Annotated in this window: 19 protein-coding genes; 11 read left to right on the top strand and 8 right to left on the bottom strand. The window is 72.4% G+C overall.

The features are described from left to right. Positions 1-229 precede the first annotated feature (229 nt). Positions 230-1345 (top strand): NAD(P)/FAD-dependent oxidoreductase, encoded by a 1116-nt coding sequence (locus EV378_RS04440; protein ID WP_165922136.1) that lies wholly within the window; start codon positions 230-232, stop codon positions 1343-1345. 32 nt (positions 1346-1377) lie between these two features. Further along, positions 1378-2586: a cytochrome P450 family protein gene (locus EV378_RS04435; RefSeq protein WP_132421441.1), complete on the top strand. Its 1209-nt coding sequence runs from the start codon at positions 1378-1380 to the stop codon at positions 2584-2586. A gap of 97 nt (positions 2587-2683) precedes the next feature. On the opposite strand, the gene EV378_RS04430 is transcribed toward EV378_RS04435, so the two are convergent. Next, positions 2684-3577 (bottom strand): MOSC domain-containing protein, encoded by an 894-nt coding sequence (locus tag EV378_RS04430; RefSeq protein WP_132421440.1) that lies wholly within the window; start codon positions 3575-3577, stop codon positions 2684-2686. A 69-nt stretch (positions 3578-3646) separates the two neighbouring features. Beyond that, a complete protein-coding gene (locus EV378_RS04425; RefSeq protein ID WP_132421439.1) occupies positions 3647-4294 on the bottom strand; it encodes an HAD hydrolase-like protein in 648 nt (215 codons plus the stop codon). Positions 4295-4489: 195 nt separating this feature from the next. On the opposite strand from EV378_RS04425, the gene pcaB reads away from it, so the two are divergent. The 6 genes from pcaB (at position 4490) to EV378_RS04395 (ending at position 10401) form a co-directional block, all read left to right on the top strand. Further along, the gene (gene pcaB / locus EV378_RS04420; RefSeq protein ID WP_132421438.1) at positions 4490-5635 is read left to right on the top strand and encodes a 3-carboxy-cis,cis-muconate cycloisomerase; all 1146 of its coding nucleotides are present in this window, start codon (positions 4490-4492) and stop codon (positions 5633-5635) included. Positions 5636-5742: 107 nt separating this feature from the next. Then, positions 5743-6189 (top strand): nuclear transport factor 2 family protein, encoded by a 447-nt coding sequence (locus EV378_RS04415; protein ID WP_132421437.1) that lies wholly within the window; start codon positions 5743-5745, stop codon positions 6187-6189. Between the two features lie 37 nt (positions 6190-6226). Beyond that, positions 6227-6688: a pyridoxamine 5'-phosphate oxidase family protein gene (locus EV378_RS04410; RefSeq protein WP_132421436.1), complete on the top strand. Its 462-nt coding sequence runs from the start codon at positions 6227-6229 to the stop codon at positions 6686-6688. Positions 6689-6890: 202 nt separating this feature from the next. Beyond that, a complete protein-coding gene (locus EV378_RS04405) occupies positions 6891-8006 on the top strand; it encodes an LLM class flavin-dependent oxidoreductase (RefSeq protein ID WP_243653275.1) in 1116 nt (371 codons plus the stop codon). Further along, positions 8003-9328 (top strand): LLM class flavin-dependent oxidoreductase, encoded by a 1326-nt coding sequence (locus EV378_RS04400; RefSeq protein ID WP_132421435.1) that lies wholly within the window; start codon positions 8003-8005, stop codon positions 9326-9328. Before EV378_RS04405 ends, EV378_RS04400 begins: the two co-directional genes overlap by 4 nt. Before the next feature lie 17 nt (positions 9329-9345). Then, on the top strand, positions 9346-10401 hold the full coding sequence (locus tag EV378_RS04395; protein WP_243653274.1) for a winged helix DNA-binding domain-containing protein: 1056 nt from the start codon (positions 9346-9348) through the stop codon (positions 10399-10401). A 2-nt stretch (positions 10402-10403) separates the two neighbouring features. Here the strand turns inward: EV378_RS04395 and EV378_RS04390 are convergent, their stop codons facing one another. Further along, on the bottom strand, positions 10404-10592 hold the full coding sequence (locus EV378_RS04390; protein ID WP_132421434.1) for a hypothetical protein: 189 nt from the start codon (positions 10590-10592) through the stop codon (positions 10404-10406). An 86-nt stretch (positions 10593-10678) separates the two neighbouring features. Between EV378_RS04390 and EV378_RS04385 the strand changes: the two genes are divergently transcribed. The 3 genes from EV378_RS04385 (at position 10679) to EV378_RS04375 (ending at position 14052) form a co-directional block, all read left to right on the top strand. Then, on the top strand, positions 10679-11659 hold the full coding sequence (locus EV378_RS04385; protein ID WP_132421433.1) for a helix-turn-helix domain-containing protein: 981 nt from the start codon (positions 10679-10681) through the stop codon (positions 11657-11659). Between the two features lie 57 nt (positions 11660-11716). Next, positions 11717-12559, top strand: a complete 843-nt coding sequence (locus EV378_RS04380) for a PaaI family thioesterase (protein WP_132421432.1) — start codon at positions 11717-11719, stop codon at positions 12557-12559. Between the two features lie 137 nt (positions 12560-12696). Continuing rightward, the gene (locus EV378_RS04375) at positions 12697-14052 is read left to right on the top strand and encodes an FAD-dependent oxidoreductase (RefSeq protein ID WP_132421431.1); all 1356 of its coding nucleotides are present in this window, start codon (positions 12697-12699) and stop codon (positions 14050-14052) included. Here EV378_RS04375 and EV378_RS04370 read toward each other — a convergent pair. The 5 genes from EV378_RS04370 to ctaE all read right to left on the bottom strand — a co-directional run bounded on the left by EV378_RS04370 (position 14049) and on the right by ctaE (position 19023). After that, complete coding sequence (locus tag EV378_RS04370; protein ID WP_132421430.1) at positions 14049-14342, bottom strand: hypothetical protein; 294 nt, start codon at positions 14340-14342, stop codon at positions 14049-14051. The genes EV378_RS04375 and EV378_RS04370 overlap by 4 nt on opposite strands. Before the next feature lie 301 nt (positions 14343-14643). Continuing rightward, on the bottom strand, positions 14644-16323 hold the full coding sequence (gene qcrB, locus EV378_RS04365; RefSeq protein WP_132421429.1) for a cytochrome bc1 complex cytochrome b subunit: 1680 nt from the start codon (positions 16321-16323) through the stop codon (positions 14644-14646). Continuing rightward, complete coding sequence (gene qcrA / locus EV378_RS04360) at positions 16320-17450, bottom strand: cytochrome bc1 complex Rieske iron-sulfur subunit (RefSeq protein ID WP_279389591.1); 1131 nt, start codon at positions 17448-17450, stop codon at positions 16320-16322. The genes qcrB and qcrA overlap by 4 nt, the downstream gene beginning before the upstream one ends. Further along, positions 17447-18298 carry a cytochrome bc1 complex diheme cytochrome c subunit gene (gene qcrC / locus EV378_RS04355; protein ID WP_424511231.1) on the bottom strand — a complete coding sequence of 284 codons (852 nt, stop codon included), beginning with the start codon at positions 18296-18298 and terminating at the stop codon, positions 17447-17449. The genes qcrA and qcrC overlap by 4 nt, the downstream gene beginning before the upstream one ends. A gap of 122 nt (positions 18299-18420) precedes the next feature. After that, positions 18421-19023: an aa3-type cytochrome oxidase subunit III gene (ctaE, locus tag EV378_RS04350; protein WP_132421427.1), complete on the bottom strand. Its 603-nt coding sequence runs from the start codon at positions 19021-19023 to the stop codon at positions 18421-18423. Positions 19024-19152 lie beyond the last annotated feature (129 nt).

Here is a 19152-nt window from a genome sequence, read left to right as displayed (position 1 = left end):
CTCGCACGAGAACCTCCTGGAGGATTGACGGCACGCGACCGGGGCCCGTGAACGGGCGGAGCACGACGAGGTCGCGCGCGGCGGACGGCCGGACAGTTCGAGCAGCGGGGCGCGGCACAGAGCGCGCCCGGACGGGACCAGGTCCCGTCTCGCTCAGAGGAACTCGTAGAACATGTCGGAGAGGTTAGGACGCCCCCGGGCGGCGGCGCGAACGATTTATCGTCGGGGCATGGAGCGCACCGGGATCGCCGTCGTCGGCGGCGGGATCGCCGGGGTGTCGATCGCGCGCGAGCTGGCCGCGACCCGCGACGTCGTGCTGCTCGAGGCCGAGACCGAGATGCCCCGGCACTCGACGGCCCGGTCGGCCGCGACGTACGTCCCGGGCCACGGTTCCGGCCCGTTCCGCACGCTGATCACGGCCAGCGGCCCGCGGTTCGCCGCGCTGTCCGACGACTGGGGCGTCCCGCTGCTCTCGCCGCGCCCGGTGCTCTGGCTCGCGCACGACGACCCCGGCGAGGCCGCCCTCGCCGCGCTGCTCGCGGAGCGGGCCGGTGAACCCGATGCGCCGCAACCACTCACGGGTGCCGAGGCGGCGCAGCGGTGCCCGGTGCTGCGCGACCCGCGTGCGGCCGCGTGGACGGCGGGTTCGGCCGACGCGGACGCGATCGCCCTGCACGCGGGCTACCTGAAGGATCTACGACGGCGAGGTGGCCGGGTGCTGCGCGGCGCTCCGGTCACCGCGGTGGTCCGGGACGGGGACGGCTGGCGGATCGACGCGGGCGAGCACCGGATACTGGCCGGCGAGGTCGTGGACGCCGCCGGAGCGTGGACCGACCGGGTCGCCGCGCTCGCCGGTGTGCCGCCGATCGGGCTCGTCCCGCACCGGCGCACGATTGCCGCCTGCCCGGCGCCGGACCCGTCGGCTATCCGTGGGTTGCCGATGGTCGTCGACCCGGCCGAGCGCTTCTACTTCAAGCCCGAGCCGGACACGGTGCTCGTCTCGCCGGGCGACGAGACACCCGTCGAACCGGGGGACGCGCGGCCGGAGGAGATCGACGTCGCGCTGGCGCTGGAGCGGGTCGGCGAGGCGACGACGCTCGGACTGCGCTCGGTACGGACGGCGTGGGCCGGGTTGCGCTCGTTCGTCGCGGACCGCGGTCCGGTCGCCGGAGCGTGGCCGGACCACCCCGGGTTCTGGTTCTTCGCAGGCCACGGCGGGTCCGGCATCGAGTCGGCGCCCGCGTTCGCCGCGCTCGGGGCCGCCGTCGTGACCGGGGCGCCGGTGCCGGGCGACGTTCCGTTGGACAGGGCCGTGGTCTCCGTCACGCGCCTCGTTCGTCGGTAAGCAACTGCTTACAGCGATGGCACCATGGGCGCATGACGGTGACCACCATCGGGAGCGAGCGACACGAGCTGTTCGAGGGCTCGTTCTTCGCCGACCCGCACCCTGCACTGGCCGCGCTGCGTGAGCACGACCCGGTGAGCCGCCTCGAGCTGCACGGCGGCACCACCTGGTTGCTCAGCCGGCACGCCGACGTCCGGGCGGCGCTCACCGACCCCCGGGTCAGCAAGGACTGGCGGTGGACGCTCCCGCCCGAGGAGCGCGAGAAGCACCCGGCGGCGCCGACGCCGATGATGATCCTGATGGACCCGCCGGAGCACACCCGGCTGCGCAAGCTGGTCAGCCGCTCGTTCACGGTCCGCCGGATGAACGAGCAGAAGCCGCGCGTGCAGGAGATCGCGAGCGCGCTCGTCGCAGACCTGCCCGAGACCGGCACCGTCGACCTGATGACCGCGTACGCGTTCCAGATCCCGGTGTACGTGATCTGCGAGATGCTCGGTGTGCCCGTCGAGGACCGCGACGACTTCGGTGCTTGGACGAAGGCGCTCGTCGACAACTCCGGCGACGAGGCCACGATGGGCGCGATGGGCAAGCTCAACGGCTACCTGGGCGAGCTGATCGAGCGCAAGCGCAGCGAGCCGGACGACAAGCTGCTCGCGGCGCTGATCGAGGTCGCGGACGCCGACGGCGACCGGCTCTCGCCGGACGAGCTGCTCGCCATGACGATGCTGCTGCTGATCGCCGGGCACGAGACGACCGTCAACCTGATCGGCAACGGCCTGCGCGCCCTGCTCACCCACCCCGAGCAGCACGCGACGCTGAAGGCCGACCCCGGCCTGCTCGACTCCGCCGTCGAGGAGATGCTCCGCTACGACACGCCGGTCGCGCAGACGCCGGCGCGGTTCACCAGCGAGGACGTGACGTACTCCGGCGTGACGATCCCGGCCGGGCAGATGGTCATGTACTCGCTGTCCGCGGCGAACCGGGACCCGCGCTGGGTACAGGACCCGGACACGTTCGACATCACGCGGCAGACGTCCGGCGCGATCTACTTCGCGCACGGCAACCACCACTGCATCGGCGCGCAGCTGGCCCGCATCGAGGGTCGGGTGGCGATCGGCACGCTCGTCGCGGACCGTCCGGAGCTGGCGCTGGCCGTGGACCCGTCGGAGCTCGGCTACCGGCAGAGCAGCCTGATCCGCGGGCTGACCAGCCTTCCGGTGACGCCGGGGCCGCGCGCCTGAGCCACTCACCCGCCCGGCACCCGCACCCCTTTCCCGAACGAACGGCACCTTCGAGCAATGCCGTTGCTCGACGGGCCCGTTCGTTCGCCGGGGGCGGTCAGGCCGGGGCCGCGACGGGTGTCTCGTGCGCGTCGCCGACGGCGACCTCCCCGGGCTCGGCGACCTCCGCGTACACGCCCGCGCAGGCCCACACGCCGCCGACCTGCGGGATCTCGATCCGGTTCTGCTTCGCGATCGTGCGCAGCGTGTCCGCGTCCGTGGGCAGGTCGCCCTGGCCGAGCGTGGTCATCACGCACCGCATGGTGGAGAACGAGAACCGGACCCGGCTCCCGCCGATCGTGGCGGAGGCGCCCGGCCAGTCGTTCTCGACGAAGCCCTGGCCCGCGTCGCCGAGCACGATGTTCGGGCGGTAGCGGCGGACGTCGAACGTCGCGTCCGGGGCCGCCGCGCGCAGCGTGTCCAACGTGGACTCGGTGAGGACGTGCAGGCAGGACAGGTCGAAGAACGTGCCGGGGACGTTCGCGGCGGCACCCAGGTCGAGCTTGCTGATCGCCTCGCCGCTGTCCTCGTGACGACCGGTGGTGTCGGTGATGAACTGCTCGGGCGCCAGCCCGTTGATCTCCGGCCAGAGCTCCTCGAACGCGGTGCCCTCCTCCGGCGCGGTGATCAGCCGGACGTCGCGGCCGAACGCGTCGGACAGCGCCTCGTCGATGCCGGCGTCGTCGCTGCGGTGGGTGCTGCCGTCCGGGAACGTGATCTCCACCGGGGGCGGCTCCCCGCCCGCGACCGGCTCGCTCACGAACTGGGCCGAGAACCCCAGGATCGCCGCCCACCGCTTCGGCACCTTCGCGCTCGCGACCATGTTCGTCTCGGTGTCGAGCACCGCGTAGGCGCGGTCACCCAGCACCCCGCGCTCGGTGATGGTGGCGCGGGACAGGGACTCGCCGAGCATGGACTTGACCGGGTAGCGGTAGAGCGCCGTGACCGTCATGGGCCGTGTATATCCGCTGGTCAGCGATACGGAAACCGGGCCGATCGGACAGGGTTCACGGCCCGTTCCTCAGGCGAGGAGCGCGGTCCGGAGATCGTCCGCGGATGCGTAGACCGCCACCGCTCCGGCGTCCGCCAGCTCACCCGGAAGGCCGTATCCCCACCCGGCCCCGAGGCAGTCCAGGCCGTTCTCCCGCGCGCCGTCGACGTCGTGGTGCCGGTCCCCGACGAGCACCGGCAGGTCCGGTCCGGAGGGGTGCCCCAGCCGTCGCAGCGCCTCGGCGACGACGGCGCCCTTCGTCGGGCGCGCGGCGTCCGGGGTGTCGCCGACGATCTCGGTGAACAGGTCCGTCCAGCCCCGCGCGGCGAGGATCTTGTGGGCGGACGTCTCGAACTTGCTGGTGGACAACGCGATCCGCACGCCTGCGTCGGTCAGTTCCCGGAGCAGCCGGTCGGCGCCGGGGTACGGCTCGGACAGCGCGTAGCCGCCCTCGTCGAGGTAGAACCGGCGGTAGGCGGCCATCACGGTGTCCACCGGTGCGTCCGGGGCGATCCGCGGGATCGACTCGTACATCGGCGGACCGAGCACGCTCTGGTCGACGGCGGCGGTCGGGTACTCGACGCCGACCTCGTCCAGCGCGGCGCGCAACGAACCGAGGATGCCGGGGGCGGAGTCGACGAGCGTGCCGTCGAGATCGAGCAGGACGTGGGTCAGCACGGGGACATTCTCGCCTCTCCTGGTGTCGTGTCGCGGATCGCTGACGCCGGAATCGGCGGATCCAGGCGTTCGCGGGCACGGCGCCGCCCGCAGCTCATACCGGGCGTCGTCGCAAGGGCGGCAACGCCGCCCGCGGGCGCATGGGCCTCCGCGTTCGGTGCCTGGCGTTCCGCGGCGCGACACTAGTCTCGGGCCATGCAGCTGTTCGACCCCCTCTTCGGCGCCGACCGGGTCGCCGGCCTGCTCGACGAGCCCGCCTGGATCGCGGCGCTCCTGGAGGTCGAGCTTGCGCTGTCCGCCGTGGCCGCCGAGGTCGGGACCGTCGACGAGACCGACGCGGACGGTGTCGAGCGCGCCGTCGCGGCCGTCGCCGGTGTGGATCCCGCAGAGCTGGGGGCCGAGTCGGTCGAGGGCGGGAACCCGGTGATCCCCCTGGTCAAGCGATTGAAGGCGGCCGCGGCGCGCATCCAGCCCGGCGCCGAACGCGCCGTGCACCCCGGCGCGACGAGCCAGGACGTCATGGACACGGCGCTCGTCCTGCTGGTGCGGAGGGCCGGGAGCCGGATCGTCGACGACCTGGGCGGGGCAGCCGACGCCGCCGCCGCGCTGGCCGTTGCCCACCGCGACACCCCGACGGCGGCCCGCACCCTCGGCCAGCAGGCGTTGCCGACGACGTTCGGTGCGGTCGCCGCGTCCTGGTGCGCCGGGCTGGACCGCGCGGCCGCCCGGCTCACCGACGTGCTCGACGCGCTGCCCGTCCAGTACGGCGGCGCGGCCGGGACGCTGGCGGCCGCGCACCCGCACGGCCCGGCCGTCGCGGACGCGCTCGCCGCCCGGCTCGGCCTCGCGTCGCAGGACGTGCCGTGGCACACCGAGCGGACCCGGATCGGGGAGCTGGCCGGCGCCCTTGGCGTCGCGGCGGGAGCGTGCGCAAAGCCGGCCGCGGACGTCGTGCTGCTGTCCGCGACAGAGGTCGGTGAGGTGTCCGAGGCCGCGCCGGGCGACTCGTCGTCGATGCCGCACAAGCGGAACCCGATCGCCGCCGTCACCGCGCGCGCGTCGGCCCGCAGGGCGCCGGGGCTGGTGGCGACGCTGCTGTCGTCGATGGAGCAGGAGCACCAGCGCGCCGCCGGTGCGTGGCACGCCGAGTGGGAGACGGTGTCCGACCTGCTGCGGGCCACGTCCGGAGCGGCGTCCCGGCTGCGCGCGTGCCTGACCGGGCTGCGGGTGCACGCCGAGCGCATGGCGCACAACCTCTCCCTCGCCGCGGGGGAGCAGGGGAGCGGGACCGGGCACGCCTCCGACCTGGTGGACCGGGTGCTGGCGACGCGTCGGCGATGAGCGCGGACCGGCCCGAATCCGGCTGACATGGCGCGCACGGCTGTTCGATCATGGCCGGCGCAGCCGTGTGTGCCAGGTGATCACGCGAGCGGCGGCAGACTGGGCGGATGACCCCGCTCGAGGTGATCACCCGCTACTACGACGGCTGCAGCACCGGCGACGTCGACCTCATGCGCTCGACGCTGCACACCGACGTCGTGCACTGGTTCCTGGCGCCCAACCCCGGATCGGCGCCGGTGTCCGGGGACGATCACCTGGCCCGGTACTGGCGGAAGGTGCAGGGCCGGATCGACGCGCGCTGGGTCGTCGACCACGCCCTGTGCTCCGATGACGAGGCCGTCATCGAGTGGTCCATGTGGTGGCGACCGGGAGGGACGGGTGAGCGGGTGGTGACCCGCGGCGCCGAGTGGTTCACGTTCGACGACGGCCTGATCCGCGAGATCCGCTCCTACTACCAGCAGCGCGAGGAGTCGACCGGGCTCGACGCGTTCGACTACGCCGGCCGCGGTTACTCCGTGCCGGGTGCGGAGAGCAGCAGGATCCACCGCACGTAGGTTGTGTCCTGGGTCACTTCACTGGTGGGATCGACGGATGCGCCCGTTGCTCGATCCCTCGGTGACCGGGCACGCGCACGCCGCGTGCCGGCTCTCGGCCGCGCCGATCCTGTGGTTGACCACGGTCTCGGTGGACGCCCGCCCGCACTCCGTCCCGGTGTGGTTCCTCTGGTCCGACCCGCATCTGGTCGTGTTCAGCCGCCCGGACACCGCGAAGGTCGACCGGCTCCGGCACAACCCGGCGGTCAGCATGTCGCTGGACAGCGCCGTCGGCGGCGGCGACATCGTGCTCGCCGAGGGCGACGCCGAGCTGGTGGGGATGGACGCGGTGGTCGACGGGCTCCCGGCGTTCGAGCGCAAGTACCGCACGCTGTTCGGCGGCCAGAGCCTCGAGGAGTGGCTGGACCTGTTCTCCCAGCCGATCCGGGTCACCGCCACGAAGATCATCAGCTGGACGGCGACGCCGAAGGGCCTGGACTACCTCTCGGTCGCGGCCTGAGCGGGGCGCCCCGGCCGGACCGCCGACGCGCCCGGCGAGGGGCGGGCGGGTCGAGCACGTCCACGCCCGGGACCGTGCGGCCGCGGGTCCGGCACCGCCGGGGCGGGAACACCGACCCCGACGCCCGAGTTGTCCCGGGAGGCACGGGACGTCGCAGGACGCGACCGCGGAGGCACGCCCCGCGGGGATCGGAGGAGCCTCGGTGAGCGGACGGATGCACCTGGCGGTCGAGCTCGGGGGAGCGGGGCGCCATCCGGGCGCGTGGAGGGCGCCGGACTCGGACGTCGCGAACCTGCTCACCGCGGAGCACCACGTCGCACTCGTGCGGACGGCGGACCGCGGCGGGCTGGACCTGGTGCTGCTCGCCGACTCGTTCGTGCCGCCGTCCGGTGACCGGACCGTGCTGAGCACGTCGCTGGACGCCGTCGCGATCGCGGCGCGCGTCGCACCCGTCGTCGGCGACATCGGTCTCGTCCCGACGGCGACGGTCACGCACACCGAGCCGTTCCACCTGTCCAAGGCGATCGCCACGCTCGACTTCGTGTCCGGCGGCCGGGCCGGGTGGGAGCCCGCCGTGTCCCGCACCCAGGCCGAGGCGGACCTGTTCGGCCGCAAGGACTCCGCGGACCCGGAGACGTTGTGGCGGGAGGCGTCCGACGCGGTCGACGTCGTCGTGCGGCTCTGGGACTCCTGGGAGGACGACGCGGAGATCCGCGACCAGGCGACCGGCCGGTTCGTGGACCGCGACAAGCTCCACTACATCGACTTCTCCGGCGAGTTCTTCTCGGTGAAGGGCCCGTCGATCACACCGCGCTCGCCGCAGGCGCACCCGCTCGTCGTCGTGCGCGGGGACGAGCCGGAGGCGTTGCCGGTCGCCGCCCGGTGGGCCGACGTGATCCGGGTCGCGGCGCCGACCGTCGCGGCCGCCGCCGAGGCGCGCGACCAGGTGCGCACCGCCGTCGCCGACGCCGGGCGGGACCCGGAGACGGTGGCCGTGCTCCTGGACGTGGAGACGCTGATCGGCACCGAGGGCGATCTCGTCCGGCTCGACGCTCTGCACCCGGACCCCGGGACGCGCGGGCTGCGGCACGTCGGCGACGCGGCGTCGCTGGCGGCGCTGCTGCGCGACGCCGCCGAGGAACGCGCTGCCGACGGGTTCACGCTCGTCCCGCTGGCGCTGCCGTCCGGACTGGACCGGATCGTCGACGAGCTGGTGCCCGCACTCGGCGACGCGTGGGCCCCGGCGCCGCGCGGTGTGACCCTGCGCGAACGCTTCGGTCTCGCCCGGCCGTCGAACATGTACGGGGTGACGTCGTGAAGAAGCAGGTCCACCTCGCCGCGCACTTCCCGGGCGTCAACAACACGACCGTCTGGAGCGACCCGGAGTCCGGCAGCCAGACCGACTTCGCGTCGTTCGTGCACTTCGCACAGTCGGCCGAGCGGGGGCTGTTCGACTTCCTGTTCCTGGCCGAGGGCCTGCGCCTGCGCGAGCACCGCGGCCGGATCCACGACCTGGACGTCGTCGGCCGGCCGGACACGTTCACCGTGCTGAACGCGATCGCCGCCGTCACGACGCACCTCGGGCTCGGCGGGACGATCAACACGACGTTCAACGAGCCGTACGAGCTGGCCCGCCAGTTCGCGTCGCTGGACCACCTGTCCGGCGGGCGCGCCGCGTGGAACCTCGTGACCAGCTCGGACGCGTTCACCGGGGAGAACTTCCGCCGCGGTGGCTTCCTCGACCCGTCGGAGCGCTACGAGCGGGCAGGCGACATCCTGGCCGCGGCCACGGAGCTGTGGCTCTCCGACGGCGGGGAGGTGCGGCACACGTCGTCGCAGTTCTCGTTCCGCGGCCGGTTCACGCTGCCGCCGACCCCGCAGGGACATCCGGTGCTGATCCAGTCCGGCGACTCGGAGCAGGGCCGCGAGTTCGGTGCCGCGACGGCCGACGCGATCTTCTCCCGGCACGTCACGATCGAGGCCGGGCAGGAGTTCTACCGGAACATGAAGGACCGGCTGCCGCGCTACGGCCGCGCCGAACGCGACCTGACGATCCTGCCCGCGGCGACGTTCGTCATCGGGGACACGCCCGCGGACGCCGAGGAGCGCGCCGAGCACGTGCGCCGGGCCCAGGTCTCGCCGCCGACCGCGATCGCGTTCCTGGAGCAGGTGTGGGGCCGTGACCTGTCCGCCTACGATCCGGACGGCCCGCTCCCGGACGTCGACCCGGACCCGGACGGCGTGTCGATCACCCGCGGGCGGGTGCGGCACGAGAAGGACACGGCGAAGCTGGCGCGGGAGTGGCGGGAGCTGGCCGCGTCGAAGAAGGGCAGTGCCCCGGACGGTGGTCTCACGATCCGCGAGCTGATCGTCGAGACGAGCGCGCGACAGTCGTTCGTCGGGACGGCGAAGCAGGTCGCCGAGCAGATCGACGACGCCGTGCAGGCCGACGCCAGCGACGGGTTCATCCTCATCCCGCACCTCGTGCCGGGCGGGCTGGACCGCTTCGCCGACGAGGTCGTGCCGGAGCTGCAGGACCGCGGCGCCTACCGCACGTCGTACTCGGGTCCGACGCTGCGCGACCACCTGGACCTGCCCCGCCCGACGACCTCCCGGGTGACGACGCCGCAGAGCGCCTGACCCGGAACACTGTCCCGGTGGGCGAGCGGGTGCTGGGCGACGACGAGCTCCTGCGCGCGCTCCTGGCCCGCCAGATGCTGCTGGAACGCACTGATCTCACGCCCGAGCGGGCCGTCGAGAAGCTGGCCGGGTTGCAGACGCAGAACGCGCCGACCGGGTACGTCGGGCTGTTCTCCCGCCTGTCCGGGTTCGCCCGCACCGACCTCACCGACGCGTTGCACAGCGGCCGGGTCGTGCAGGCGTGGGCGATGCGCAGCACGATCCACATGCTCTCGCCGCGCGACTACCGGACGTTCACGACGGCCGTGCGGGCCGCGCAACGGGCGAGCTGGCTGCGGGTGCTCCCGGACGTCACCGACGAGCACGCCGTCGCCGCGGCGGCCGTCCTGCGCGAGTACCTGGCCGACGGTCCGCGACGGCAGGCGGAGATCGCGGCCCGGCTGGCCGAGGAGGGGCTCCCGAAGCGGGTGTTCCCGTGCGTCCAGCACTGGGTGGAGCTGGTGCGGGTCCCGCCGGCCGGGACGTGGGAGACACCGCGGGCGCACGTCTACGGGCTCGCCGACACCTGGCTGCGCGCTGGATCGGCACCGGACGAGGACGCCGCGCGGGCGGAGCTGGTCACGCGCTACCTCGCGGCGTTCGGCCCGGCGTCCGTGCCGGACGTGGCGCGGTTCCCGGGCTGGAACGTGACCGAGACGCGTGCGGTCCTGGAGAGCCTGGACCTGCGACGGTTCCGCGACGAGCGGGGCGTCGAGCTCGTCGACGTGCGCCGCGCGCCGCTGCCGCACGCCGACACGCCCGTGCCGGTCCGGTTCCTCGGCCCGTTCGACGCCGTGTTGCTGCTCGGGCACGCGTCCCGGGCGCGGATCGTGCCCGCCGAGCACCGGGAGAAGGTGTTCGCGACGTCGATGCCGCGCTCGACGCCGACGTTTCTCGTCGACGGGCGCGTGGCCGGCACGTGGTCGCAGCGCGACGGCCGGGTCGAGGTCACGCCGTTCGGCCCGCTGACCGCATCGCAGCAACGCGAGGTCGACGACGAGGCCGGCCGGCTCGCGGCCTGGATCACCGCCTGAACTCAGGCAGCGGCGTGCAGGTCGTGCCGGACGCGGGGCTCGTCCGCGTCGTGCTCGGGGCTCCCGGCCCACGGTCCGGCCGATACGGGTCCGGTGGGCAGCAGCTGCTCGTGCTCGTGCCAGGCGCGCCAGGCACGGAGCAGGGCGGACGCGAGGGAGGGGCGGGTCGAGACGTCGGTGGAGGAGGTCATGGCAGTAACTATCCTGCCACCGAATTCCTGCCACGAGTGGCAGAACGGACGTCGACACGAAACATCCTGCCAAGTACTGTTACGGCATGCTGCGCAGCGTCTCCGCCCTGGTCATGGACAGGTTGGCGGTGTTCGAGTTCGGCGTGATCACCGAGGTGTTCGGCCTGGACCGCTCGGACGACGGCCTGCCGGTGTTCGACTTCAAGGTCTGCGGGCCGCGCGCCGGCGAGCCGCTGAGCTCGCCGAGCGGGCTGCAGATCGTGCCGCCGTACGGGCTGGACGCGCTCGCCGGGGCCGATCTCGTCGCCGTCGGCGCGACGGGTCTGCGCGAGTTCGAGCCGGAGGTGCTCGACGCGCTGCGGGCGGCCCACGAGGGCGGAGCGCAGGTCCTGTCGATCTGCTCGGGTGTGTTCGTGCTGGGCGCGGCCGGCCTGCTGAGCGGGCGCCGCTGCACCGTGCACTGGAAGCATGCCGACGAGCTGCGGGAGGCGCACCCGGAGGCGATCGTCTCCGAGGACGCGCTGTTCGTCGACGACGGCGATCTGATCACCGGCGCCGGTACGGCCGCGGGCATCGACGCCTGCCTGCACCTCGTGCGTCGCGAGCTCGGCAGCGCGGTCGTGAACGGGATCGCCCGACGGATGGTCGTCCCGCCGCAGCGTGAGGGCGGGCAGCGGCAGTTCGTGGAGATGCCGGTGCCGGAGTGCACCTCGGACTCGCTCAGCGACGTGCTGGCCTGGATGACCGAGAACCTGGCCGAGGAGCACACCGTCGCGTCGCTGTCCCGCAGGGCCGCGATGTCCGAGCGGACGTTCGCCCGCCGGTTCTCGGCCGAGACCGGTACGACGCCGCACCGATGGCTGACCCGCCAGCGCGTGCTGCACGCCCGCACGCTGCTCGAGGAGACCGACCTCGGCATGGACGCCGTCGCGTCCCGTTGCGGGCTCGGATCGGCGGCGTTGCTGCGCCACCACTTCCGGCAGGTCGTCGGCGTGTCCCCGGCCGACTACCGCTCGACGTTCCGGCTCGGCGCCCGCGCGGAGGACCCCGGTTCCGTCCCGGCGTGACCGGTCGCACACCCGCTCCGTCACCGGCGCGGCGGCCGGATATCGCACGATGATCCGATGAGCACCCCGTCCGTCACGTCCCTCCCGGACGCGTCGCGGGTCGAGCAGCGGATGCGGCACGCGCCCGTCGAACGCGGGCTGGGCATGGTGCCGGCTCCCGGCGAGGGGTTCCGGCTGCGCGCACCGCTGCACGACGGCGTCCGCGACGACGACGGGCTGGTCGCCCCCGCGCTCGTCGCGCTGCTGGCGGACTCCGGCATCGGCTTCCTGATCTACACCGCGGGGGAGCTGACGGCGGGCGCCCCGACCGTCGAACTGCGCATCGACCACCTCGGACCGTCCGCGGCGGACGCGACCGAGGTCCGCGCGGAGTTCACGCTGCTGCACATCGACGAGCAGGTCGGTGTCGGGAGGGCCGACATCCGCGACGACACCGGCCGACCGGTCGCCCACGCCGTCGCGACGATGGCGCTGACCGGTGTCCCGGACCGTCCGGGCGCGCTGGGCGGGGACTCCGCGCCCGACGACGCCGAGGACTTCCGGGCCGGCCGACCGGCGTTCGATGCCGCACGGCTCGACCCCGCGACCCTCGAGTTCGACGGCGACCTCGCCGTCCTCGTCCCCGGCCGGTCCGCCACGAACCTGAACGGCACCACGCACGGCGCCGTGCTGGCCGCGCTGGCGAAGGCCGCGCAGATCCGCTTCCTGGCCCGGGACGGAGCCGGGGCGCGGTCGCTGTCGGACACGGTGGACTACCTGCGGCCGGTCTCGACCGACACCCGCGTGCGGGCCCGTTGCGAGACCGTCCGCTCCGGGCGTCGCTTCTGGACGGTGCGGACCGAGCTGCTCCTGCCGGACGACCGCGTCGCCGTCCGCGCCACCGGCAACGGGATCCGGTAGCGGATCGTCGCTGCGGAACGTCGAAGACGTTGCGTAGGTCACCGGGCTGTTAGCGTCCAGGGCAACCCGAACGTCTCCGGCGGCCACCACCACCGGCGCCCGCCGACCGGCGCCGCGGCCGCCGGTGAGGAGCGACCGTGACGCAGGCAGAGACGCAGGTACCCCGAGTCGCCGTGATCGGCGCAGGCCCGTCCGGGCTGTACACCGCCGAGGCGTTGCTCGCCGGCGACCCGACGGTCACCGTCGACGTGATCGACCGGCTGCCGGCGCCCTACGGCCTCGTCCGCTACGGCGTCGCGCCGGACCACCTGAAGATGAAGTCCGTGATCCGCGCGCTGGTCCAGACGTTCGACGACGACCGCATCCGCTTCCTCGGCAACGTCACCGTCGGCGAGGACGGCATCCCCGGCGACGTCCTGCACGAGTACTACCACGCCGTCGTCTACGCCTCCGGCAGCGACCGGGACCGCGACCTCGGCATCGAGGGGGAGGACCTCGACGGCAGCGTCGGCTCCGGGGCGTTCGTCAGCTGGTACTGCGGGCACCCGGACGCCGTCGACCTGACGCCGGATCTGGACCGGGCGGGAGTCGTCGTGGTCGGCGCCGGGAACGTCGCGCTCGACGTGGCCCGCGTGCTGGCCCGTCCGGCCGAGGACATCGCCGGCACCGACGCGCACGACGAGGTACTGGACGCGTTGCGCGACAGCGCGATCACCGACGTGCACGTGGTGATCCGGCGCGGGCCGCAGCACGTCAAGTTCACTCCGGCCGAGCTGCGCGCCCTCGCGAAGCTCGACGACGTCGAGGTCCTCGTGCACGACGACGGCGTGCTCGCCGCGGGAGTCGAGGAGCCGGACGAGCGCCGGATGCGCCAGAACATCGAGTCGCTCACCGCCTGGTCGCAGGACCCGCCGGGGGCCGGCGGCTCGCGCCGGATCCACCTGCACTTCCTGCGCTCCCCGCAGCGGCTGATCGGCGAGAACGGGCGGGTGAGCGCCGTCGAGGTGGTCCGCAACGAGGTCGTCGACTCCTCCGTGAGGGCCACCGGGGAGTCCGAGACGTTCGAGGCCGGGCTCGTCGTGCGCGCGATCGGCTACTCCGGCGAGCCGATCCCGGGGCTGCCGTTCGACGACGACAGCGGCACCGTTCCGCACGAGGAGGGCCGGGTGATGCGGGGCGGCGAACCGGTCCGCGGCAGCTACGTGACCGGGTGGATCAAGCGGGGGCCGACCGGCGTGATCGGGACGAACAAGAGCGACGGGGCGGAGACGGCCGCGTCCGTGCTCGCCGACCTCGCGACCCTGCCCGCGCCCGCCCACCCGGAGCCGGACGCCGTCGTCGAACGCCTGAAGGAGTACGGCATCGAGCCGGTCGGCTGGGAGGACTGGCTGCGCCTCGACGCCGCCGAGATCCAGCTCGGGGCCGAGCGCGGCGGGACGGACCGGGTCAAGATCGCCGAACGGGCCGCGATGCTGAAGGCGGCCAGGGCCTAGTAGGGGTCGACGGCGACGACGCAGTCCATGTCCAGCATCCGGTGCGCGAAGTCCTCGCACTCGCCAGGGGACATGGACATCGTGCAGGTGACCGAGCTGTAGGCGACGCCGTCCCGGACGTCGACGGCGAACTCGGACAGCGTGCGCCCGCAGGCCTGCAGCGCCGTCGCGACCCGCATGACGCCGTCGATCCCGTCGCTGGTGACGACGGTGTGCCGGCGGGGCATGCGCGACGCGATGTCGGCGATGTCGGGGGAGAACGTGATCGGGCGGTCGGCGGTGATGCTCATGCTGGGCTCCGTGCGGTTCGCGAAGGATGCGGGGCACGAGCCAGGTCTCGAAGGTGGGGAAGCGCCGAGAAAGTGGCGCGGGCGCGTCGGCGGCCTGGATCTAGCCGACGCGCGGGAGTACTACCGCGCCGAGCGGAAGTCGACGTCGCGCAGCACGGAGCTGCGCGGAAGGCAGCATCTCGGCGGTACGCATGGGGGAGATCATAACCACACCCCTGTGCGCGCGCCACTGCGACCCGCCGGAACGGCGAGGGCCCCGCCGGATGATCCCGGCAGGGCCCTCGTCGTCGTGCTCCGTGCTCTACTCCGTGGAGTCCTTCGGCCGACCGGCCTCGGGACGGCCGGCGAGTTCGCGACGCTCGTCGCGCGCCCTCAGCTCGTCGGAGTGGGCCTCGTGCCGTGCGTGCTCCAGCGCGACCGTCTCGTTCGTCGGGTCCGGCTTGAGCAGCGAGCCGGCGACCGGCTCGCCCGCGGAGCCGAGCTGGTTCATCCGCTTCGGCACGGACGCGCCCTGGTACTCCAGCGGGATCGCGTGGCCGTGCGAGTCGACACCGCCGAGCGGCTGGTGCACCTCGATGAACTCACCGTGGGGCAGCCGCCGGATGATCCCGGTCTCGATGCCGTGCTCGAGCACCGCCCGGTCGGACTTCTGCAGGCCGAGGCAGAAGCGGTAGGTGATCCAGTAGGCCAGCGGGGGGATCACCAGGAGGCCGATGCGGCCCGCCCACGTCGTCGCGTTCAGCGAGACGTGGAAGAAGTAGGCGACCCAGTCGTTGATGCCGCAGAGCACCAGCCACGTGTAGGTGGAGATGGCCATGACACCCAGCGAGGTGCGGACCGGCACGTCACGCGGACGCTGCAGCAGGTTGTGCAGCGCGTCGTCCTTCGTGAACCGCCGTTCGATCGCCGGATAGAGCGCCGCGATCACGAACAGGACCGGCAGGAACGCCGCCGTCGGGATGAACGCGGCCGGGATCGTGTACTCGCCCCAGAGGTAGAACTCCCACGGCGGGAAGATGCGTGCCATGCCCTCGGAGAAGAGCATGTACCAGTCGGGCTGCGACCCTGCGGAGATGTGCGACGCGTCGTAGGGACCGAGGTTCCAGATCGGGTTGATCTGGAACAGGCCGGCCATCATCGCGATCACACCGGCCGTGACGGCGAAGAACGCGCCGCCCTTGGCCGCGAACGCCGGCAGGATCCGGACGCCCACCACGTTCTTCTCGGTCCGTCCGGGACCGGGGAACTGGGTGTGCTTCTGATACCAGACGAGCCCGAGGTGGGCCGCGATCAGCGCCAGTGACAACCCGGGCAGCACCAGCACGTGGATGATGTAGAGCCTCGGGATGATCTCGGTACCGGGGAACTCACCGCCGAAGAGCAGCCAGTGCACCCAGGTGCCCATGATCGGCACCGTCAGTGTGATGCCGGAGGCGATCCGCAGGCCGACGCCGGAGAGCAGGTCGTCCGGCAGCGAGTAGCCGGAGAAGCCCTCGAACACGCCCAGGAAGATCAGCAGGATGCCGATGATCCAGTTGGCCTCGCGCGGCTTGCGGAACGCGCCGGTGAAGAACACCCGGAACATGTGCACGACCATCGCGGCCAGGAACAGCAGCGCCGCCCAGTGGTGCACCTGCCGGACGAACAGGCCGCCCCGGACCTCGAGCGAGATGTCGACGGCCGACTCGTAGGCCCGCGACATGTGGACGCCGCGCAGATTGTCGAAGACGCCGTTGTAGACGACCTCGGACATCGACGGGTCGAAGAACAGCGCAAGGTACGTGCCCGACAGCAGGATGATGATGAAGCTGTAGAGCGCGACCTCTCCGAGCATGAATGACCAGTGCGTCGGGAAGACCTTGTTGAACTGCTTCCGCAGGCCCGCGGCCGGGTGGTACCGCTGGTCGAGCTGGTCCAGTCCTTCGGCCGCCTTGGCCTGCAGACCACCAGACGACGTCGTCTTCTGCGTGATCGAGCTCATGTCGTCTTCTTCCGTTCCCAGAAGGCCGGGCCCACCGGTTCGACGAAATCGCTGCGGGCCACGAAGTAGCCCTCGGAGTTCACTGTAATCGGCAACTGCGGCAGCGGCCTGGCGGCGGGACCGAACACCGGTTCGGCATCCCGGGTCGCCAGGAACTGCGACTGGTGGCACGGGCACAGAATTTTGTTGTCCTGCGCCTGGTACAGAGAGGTCGGGCAGCCCAGGTGGGTGCAGACCTTCGACCAAGCGTAGAAGTCACCATAGCTGAAGTTCTCCTGGCCCGGGCGGGTTTCCACCTGGGTGCCCGGACGGAGGCGGATCAGCATGACCGGCGCGTCCGAGGCGCGCTGCGCGTGCAGCAGTTCCTCCTCGTTGCCCCGCTCGGACTCGCGGAACGGGAAGACCGTCATCATCGAGCCCGGCTCCATGTCCTCCGGCCGGACCCGGGCGATCTCGGTGAGCACGCCGGTGTCGGTCCGCAGGTAGACGGTCTCGCCGTTCTCCGGACGCCAGCCGGTGTGCCAGAGCGGGGAGTCGTCGCCCTCGGCCCACGGGTTCTTGATCAGCCCGCCGATCGCGATGACACCGACGCCGACGCCGAAGATGCCGGCCGCGGCACCGGCCGAGCGCTGGATGAGCTTGCGCCGCCCGATCGTGGTGCTCCTGCCGGCGTCGGCCAGCTGGGCCATCACCGTGCGGCGGGCGACCTCGTCGGACGCGCCGTCGTGACGCTGCTGGACCGCGACCTCGTCGGGGAACAGCTTCTTCACGTACTGGATGACCGCGACGCCGAGCGCGAGCACGGCCAGGCCGAACGTGAACCCGATGACCGGCGTGTAGAGCGAGTACTCGAAGTACCCGGGCTGGTTCGGGGCGACGTACTCGTGCGGCCACGCGATGAACGCGACGACGAACGCGAGCCCCGAGATCGCCGAGATGACGAACCACAGGGCGACGGACCGCTCGGCCCGCTTCTCCGCGCGCGTGCCCGGGATCGGGAACTTGGGGGTGTTGTGGACGACCTCGACGTCGTCGAGCTCACCGGCCAGCCGGGCCAGCCGCTCCTGCGACATGCCCTCCAGCTCGTCATCGGTGGGGGTGCGGGTCCCCCCCTCGTCGCTGCTCAAGACTTCGCTCCCAACCACATCGCGAACCCGATCAGGCCGGCCATGCCGACGATGAAGATGATGATTCCCTCGGATGTCGGGCCGATCCCGCCCGCGGCGTAGCCGCCCACGTTGTTGCCGCCCTCGGAGACGGACTTGACGTAGGCGATGATGTCCTTCTTCTCGTCCGACGTGAGCTGCTGGTCGGAGAACCGCGGCATGTTCTGCGGCCCGGTGAGCATCGCCGTGTAGATCTGCTCCTCGTTGGCCGGAGCCAGCGGCGGGGCGTACTTGCCCGACGACAGTGCGCCGCCGACACCGGTGAAGTTGTGGCACGAGGAGCAGTTCAGGCGGAACAGCTGCCCACCGCGGGCCGGGTCGGAGCCGATCAGCGCCGCACCGGTCTGCTGCGGGACCTGCGGACCGCCGCCGTTGGCCTGGACGTAGGCGCCGAGCGCCTCCAGGTTCGCCTGGCCCTCAGGGGTGTCCGGGTCGAACTCGGCGATCGGCTTCTTGCGCTCGGCCTGCGCCTCCTGGCGGGCCATCGGCATCCGGCCGGACGAGACCTGGAAGTAGACGGCCGCGTCGCCGACGCCGATCAGCGCGGGACCGCGGTTCGTCACGCCCTGCAGGTTCGAGCCGTGGCAGGAGATGCAGGTCTCGTTGTAGAGCTCGGCGCCGCGGGCGACGAGCGCCTGGTCCGGCTGCGCCTGCGCGGTCTGCGGCTCGGGGGCGAACACGGCGTAGAGGCCACCGACCGCGATGAGACCGACGCCGAGGGCCGCCACGGCGGCGACGCGACGGCGGAACTTGCCGTGCGGGCGGGCCTTCTTCGCAGTCGTCGCGGCCGTGTCCTGGCCGTCCGCCACGGCGGGTGAGCCGTCGGGGCCGGCAGGGCCGTCCGGGCCGGGGTGATCGGGGCTGTCGGTCATCGCGGGGGTCTTCCAACCTTCACGGTCGTGGTGGCGGGCAGGTCGTCAGCGCCCGGGCGCTAGCGGATGAAGTAGATGACGGCGAACAGGCCGATCCACACCACGTCGACGAAGTGCCAGTAGTAGGACACGACGATCGCCGCGGTGGCCTGGGCCGGGGTGAACTTGCTCAGCTTCGTGCGGATCAGCAGGTAGACGAACGCCACCAGCCCGCCGATGACGTGCAGCCCGTGGAACCCGGTGGCCAGGTAGAAGACCGTGCCGTAGGGACCGGACGCGAACGTCGTGTCGTGCTCGGTGACCAGCGTGTGGTACTCGTTCGCCTGCCCGAGCACGAAGAACGTGCCCATCGCCAGCGTCAGCACGTACCAGCGGCGCAGGCCGAACACGTCGCCGCGCTCGGCCGCGAAGACGCCGAACTGGCACGTGAACGACGACGCCACCAGCACGATCGTCACGACGAGCGCGTAGGGGACGTCGAGCTCCGTCGGCGGGGGAGGCCACTCGCCGACGTTCTGGGCCCGCGCGGTGAAGTAGATCGCGAACAGCCCGGCGAAGAACATCAGCTCGCTGGACAGCCAGACGATCGTGCCGATGCTGACCAGATTGGGCCTGTTCAGCGAGTGGATCCGCGCGCTGATGTTGGGTGCCGCTGTCGTCACGGGGGCATTATGACCCCACGCGAACTTCTACAGCCTGTCGGGGCAACCACCGATGGATCACGATCGGTGGGCGGCGGGTGTGGGCCCTCGGTTCCGGGGCGGTTCGGCGGCGCGTCCGGACGCACTAGT

This window comes from Pseudonocardia endophytica (genome assembly GCF_004339565.1).
Classification (GTDB): domain Bacteria; phylum Actinomycetota; class Actinomycetes; order Mycobacteriales; family Pseudonocardiaceae; genus Pseudonocardia; species Pseudonocardia endophytica.
The sequence above is the reverse complement of the archived record's forward strand: the minus strand, read 5'-3'. Positions and strand labels throughout refer to the sequence as shown.

Excerpts from the sequence above, each read along its gene's own strand:
- pcaB (WP_132421438.1), top strand. The coding sequence starts at position 4,490 with ATGCAGCTGTTCGACCCCCTCTTCGGCGCCGACCGGGTCGCCGGCCTG.
- EV378_RS04380 (WP_132421432.1), top strand. The coding sequence starts at position 11,717 with ATGAGCACCCCGTCCGTCACGTCCCTCCCGGACGCGTCGCGGGTCGAG.
- EV378_RS04440 (WP_165922136.1), top strand. The coding sequence starts at position 230 with ATGGAGCGCACCGGGATCGCCGTCGTCGGCGGCGGGATCGCCGGGGTG.
- EV378_RS04370 (WP_132421430.1), bottom strand. The coding sequence starts at position 14,342 with ATGAGCATCACCGCCGACCGCCCGATCACGTTCTCCCCCGACATCGCC.
- EV378_RS04385 (WP_132421433.1), top strand. The coding sequence starts at position 10,679 with ATGCTGCGCAGCGTCTCCGCCCTGGTCATGGACAGGTTGGCGGTGTTC.
- EV378_RS04415 (WP_132421437.1), top strand. The coding sequence starts at position 5,743 with ATGACCCCGCTCGAGGTGATCACCCGCTACTACGACGGCTGCAGCACC.
- EV378_RS04390 (WP_132421434.1), bottom strand. The coding sequence starts at position 10,592 with ATGACCTCCTCCACCGACGTCTCGACCCGCCCCTCCCTCGCGTCCGCC.
- EV378_RS04435 (WP_132421441.1), top strand. The coding sequence starts at position 1,378 with ATGACGGTGACCACCATCGGGAGCGAGCGACACGAGCTGTTCGAGGGC.
- EV378_RS04430 (WP_132421440.1), bottom strand. The coding sequence starts at position 3,577 with ATGACGGTCACGGCGCTCTACCGCTACCCGGTCAAGTCCATGCTCGGC.
- qcrB (WP_132421429.1), bottom strand. The coding sequence starts at position 16,323 with ATGAGCTCGATCACGCAGAAGACGACGTCGTCTGGTGGTCTGCAGGCC.
- EV378_RS04410 (WP_132421436.1), top strand. The coding sequence starts at position 6,227 with ATGCGCCCGTTGCTCGATCCCTCGGTGACCGGGCACGCGCACGCCGCG.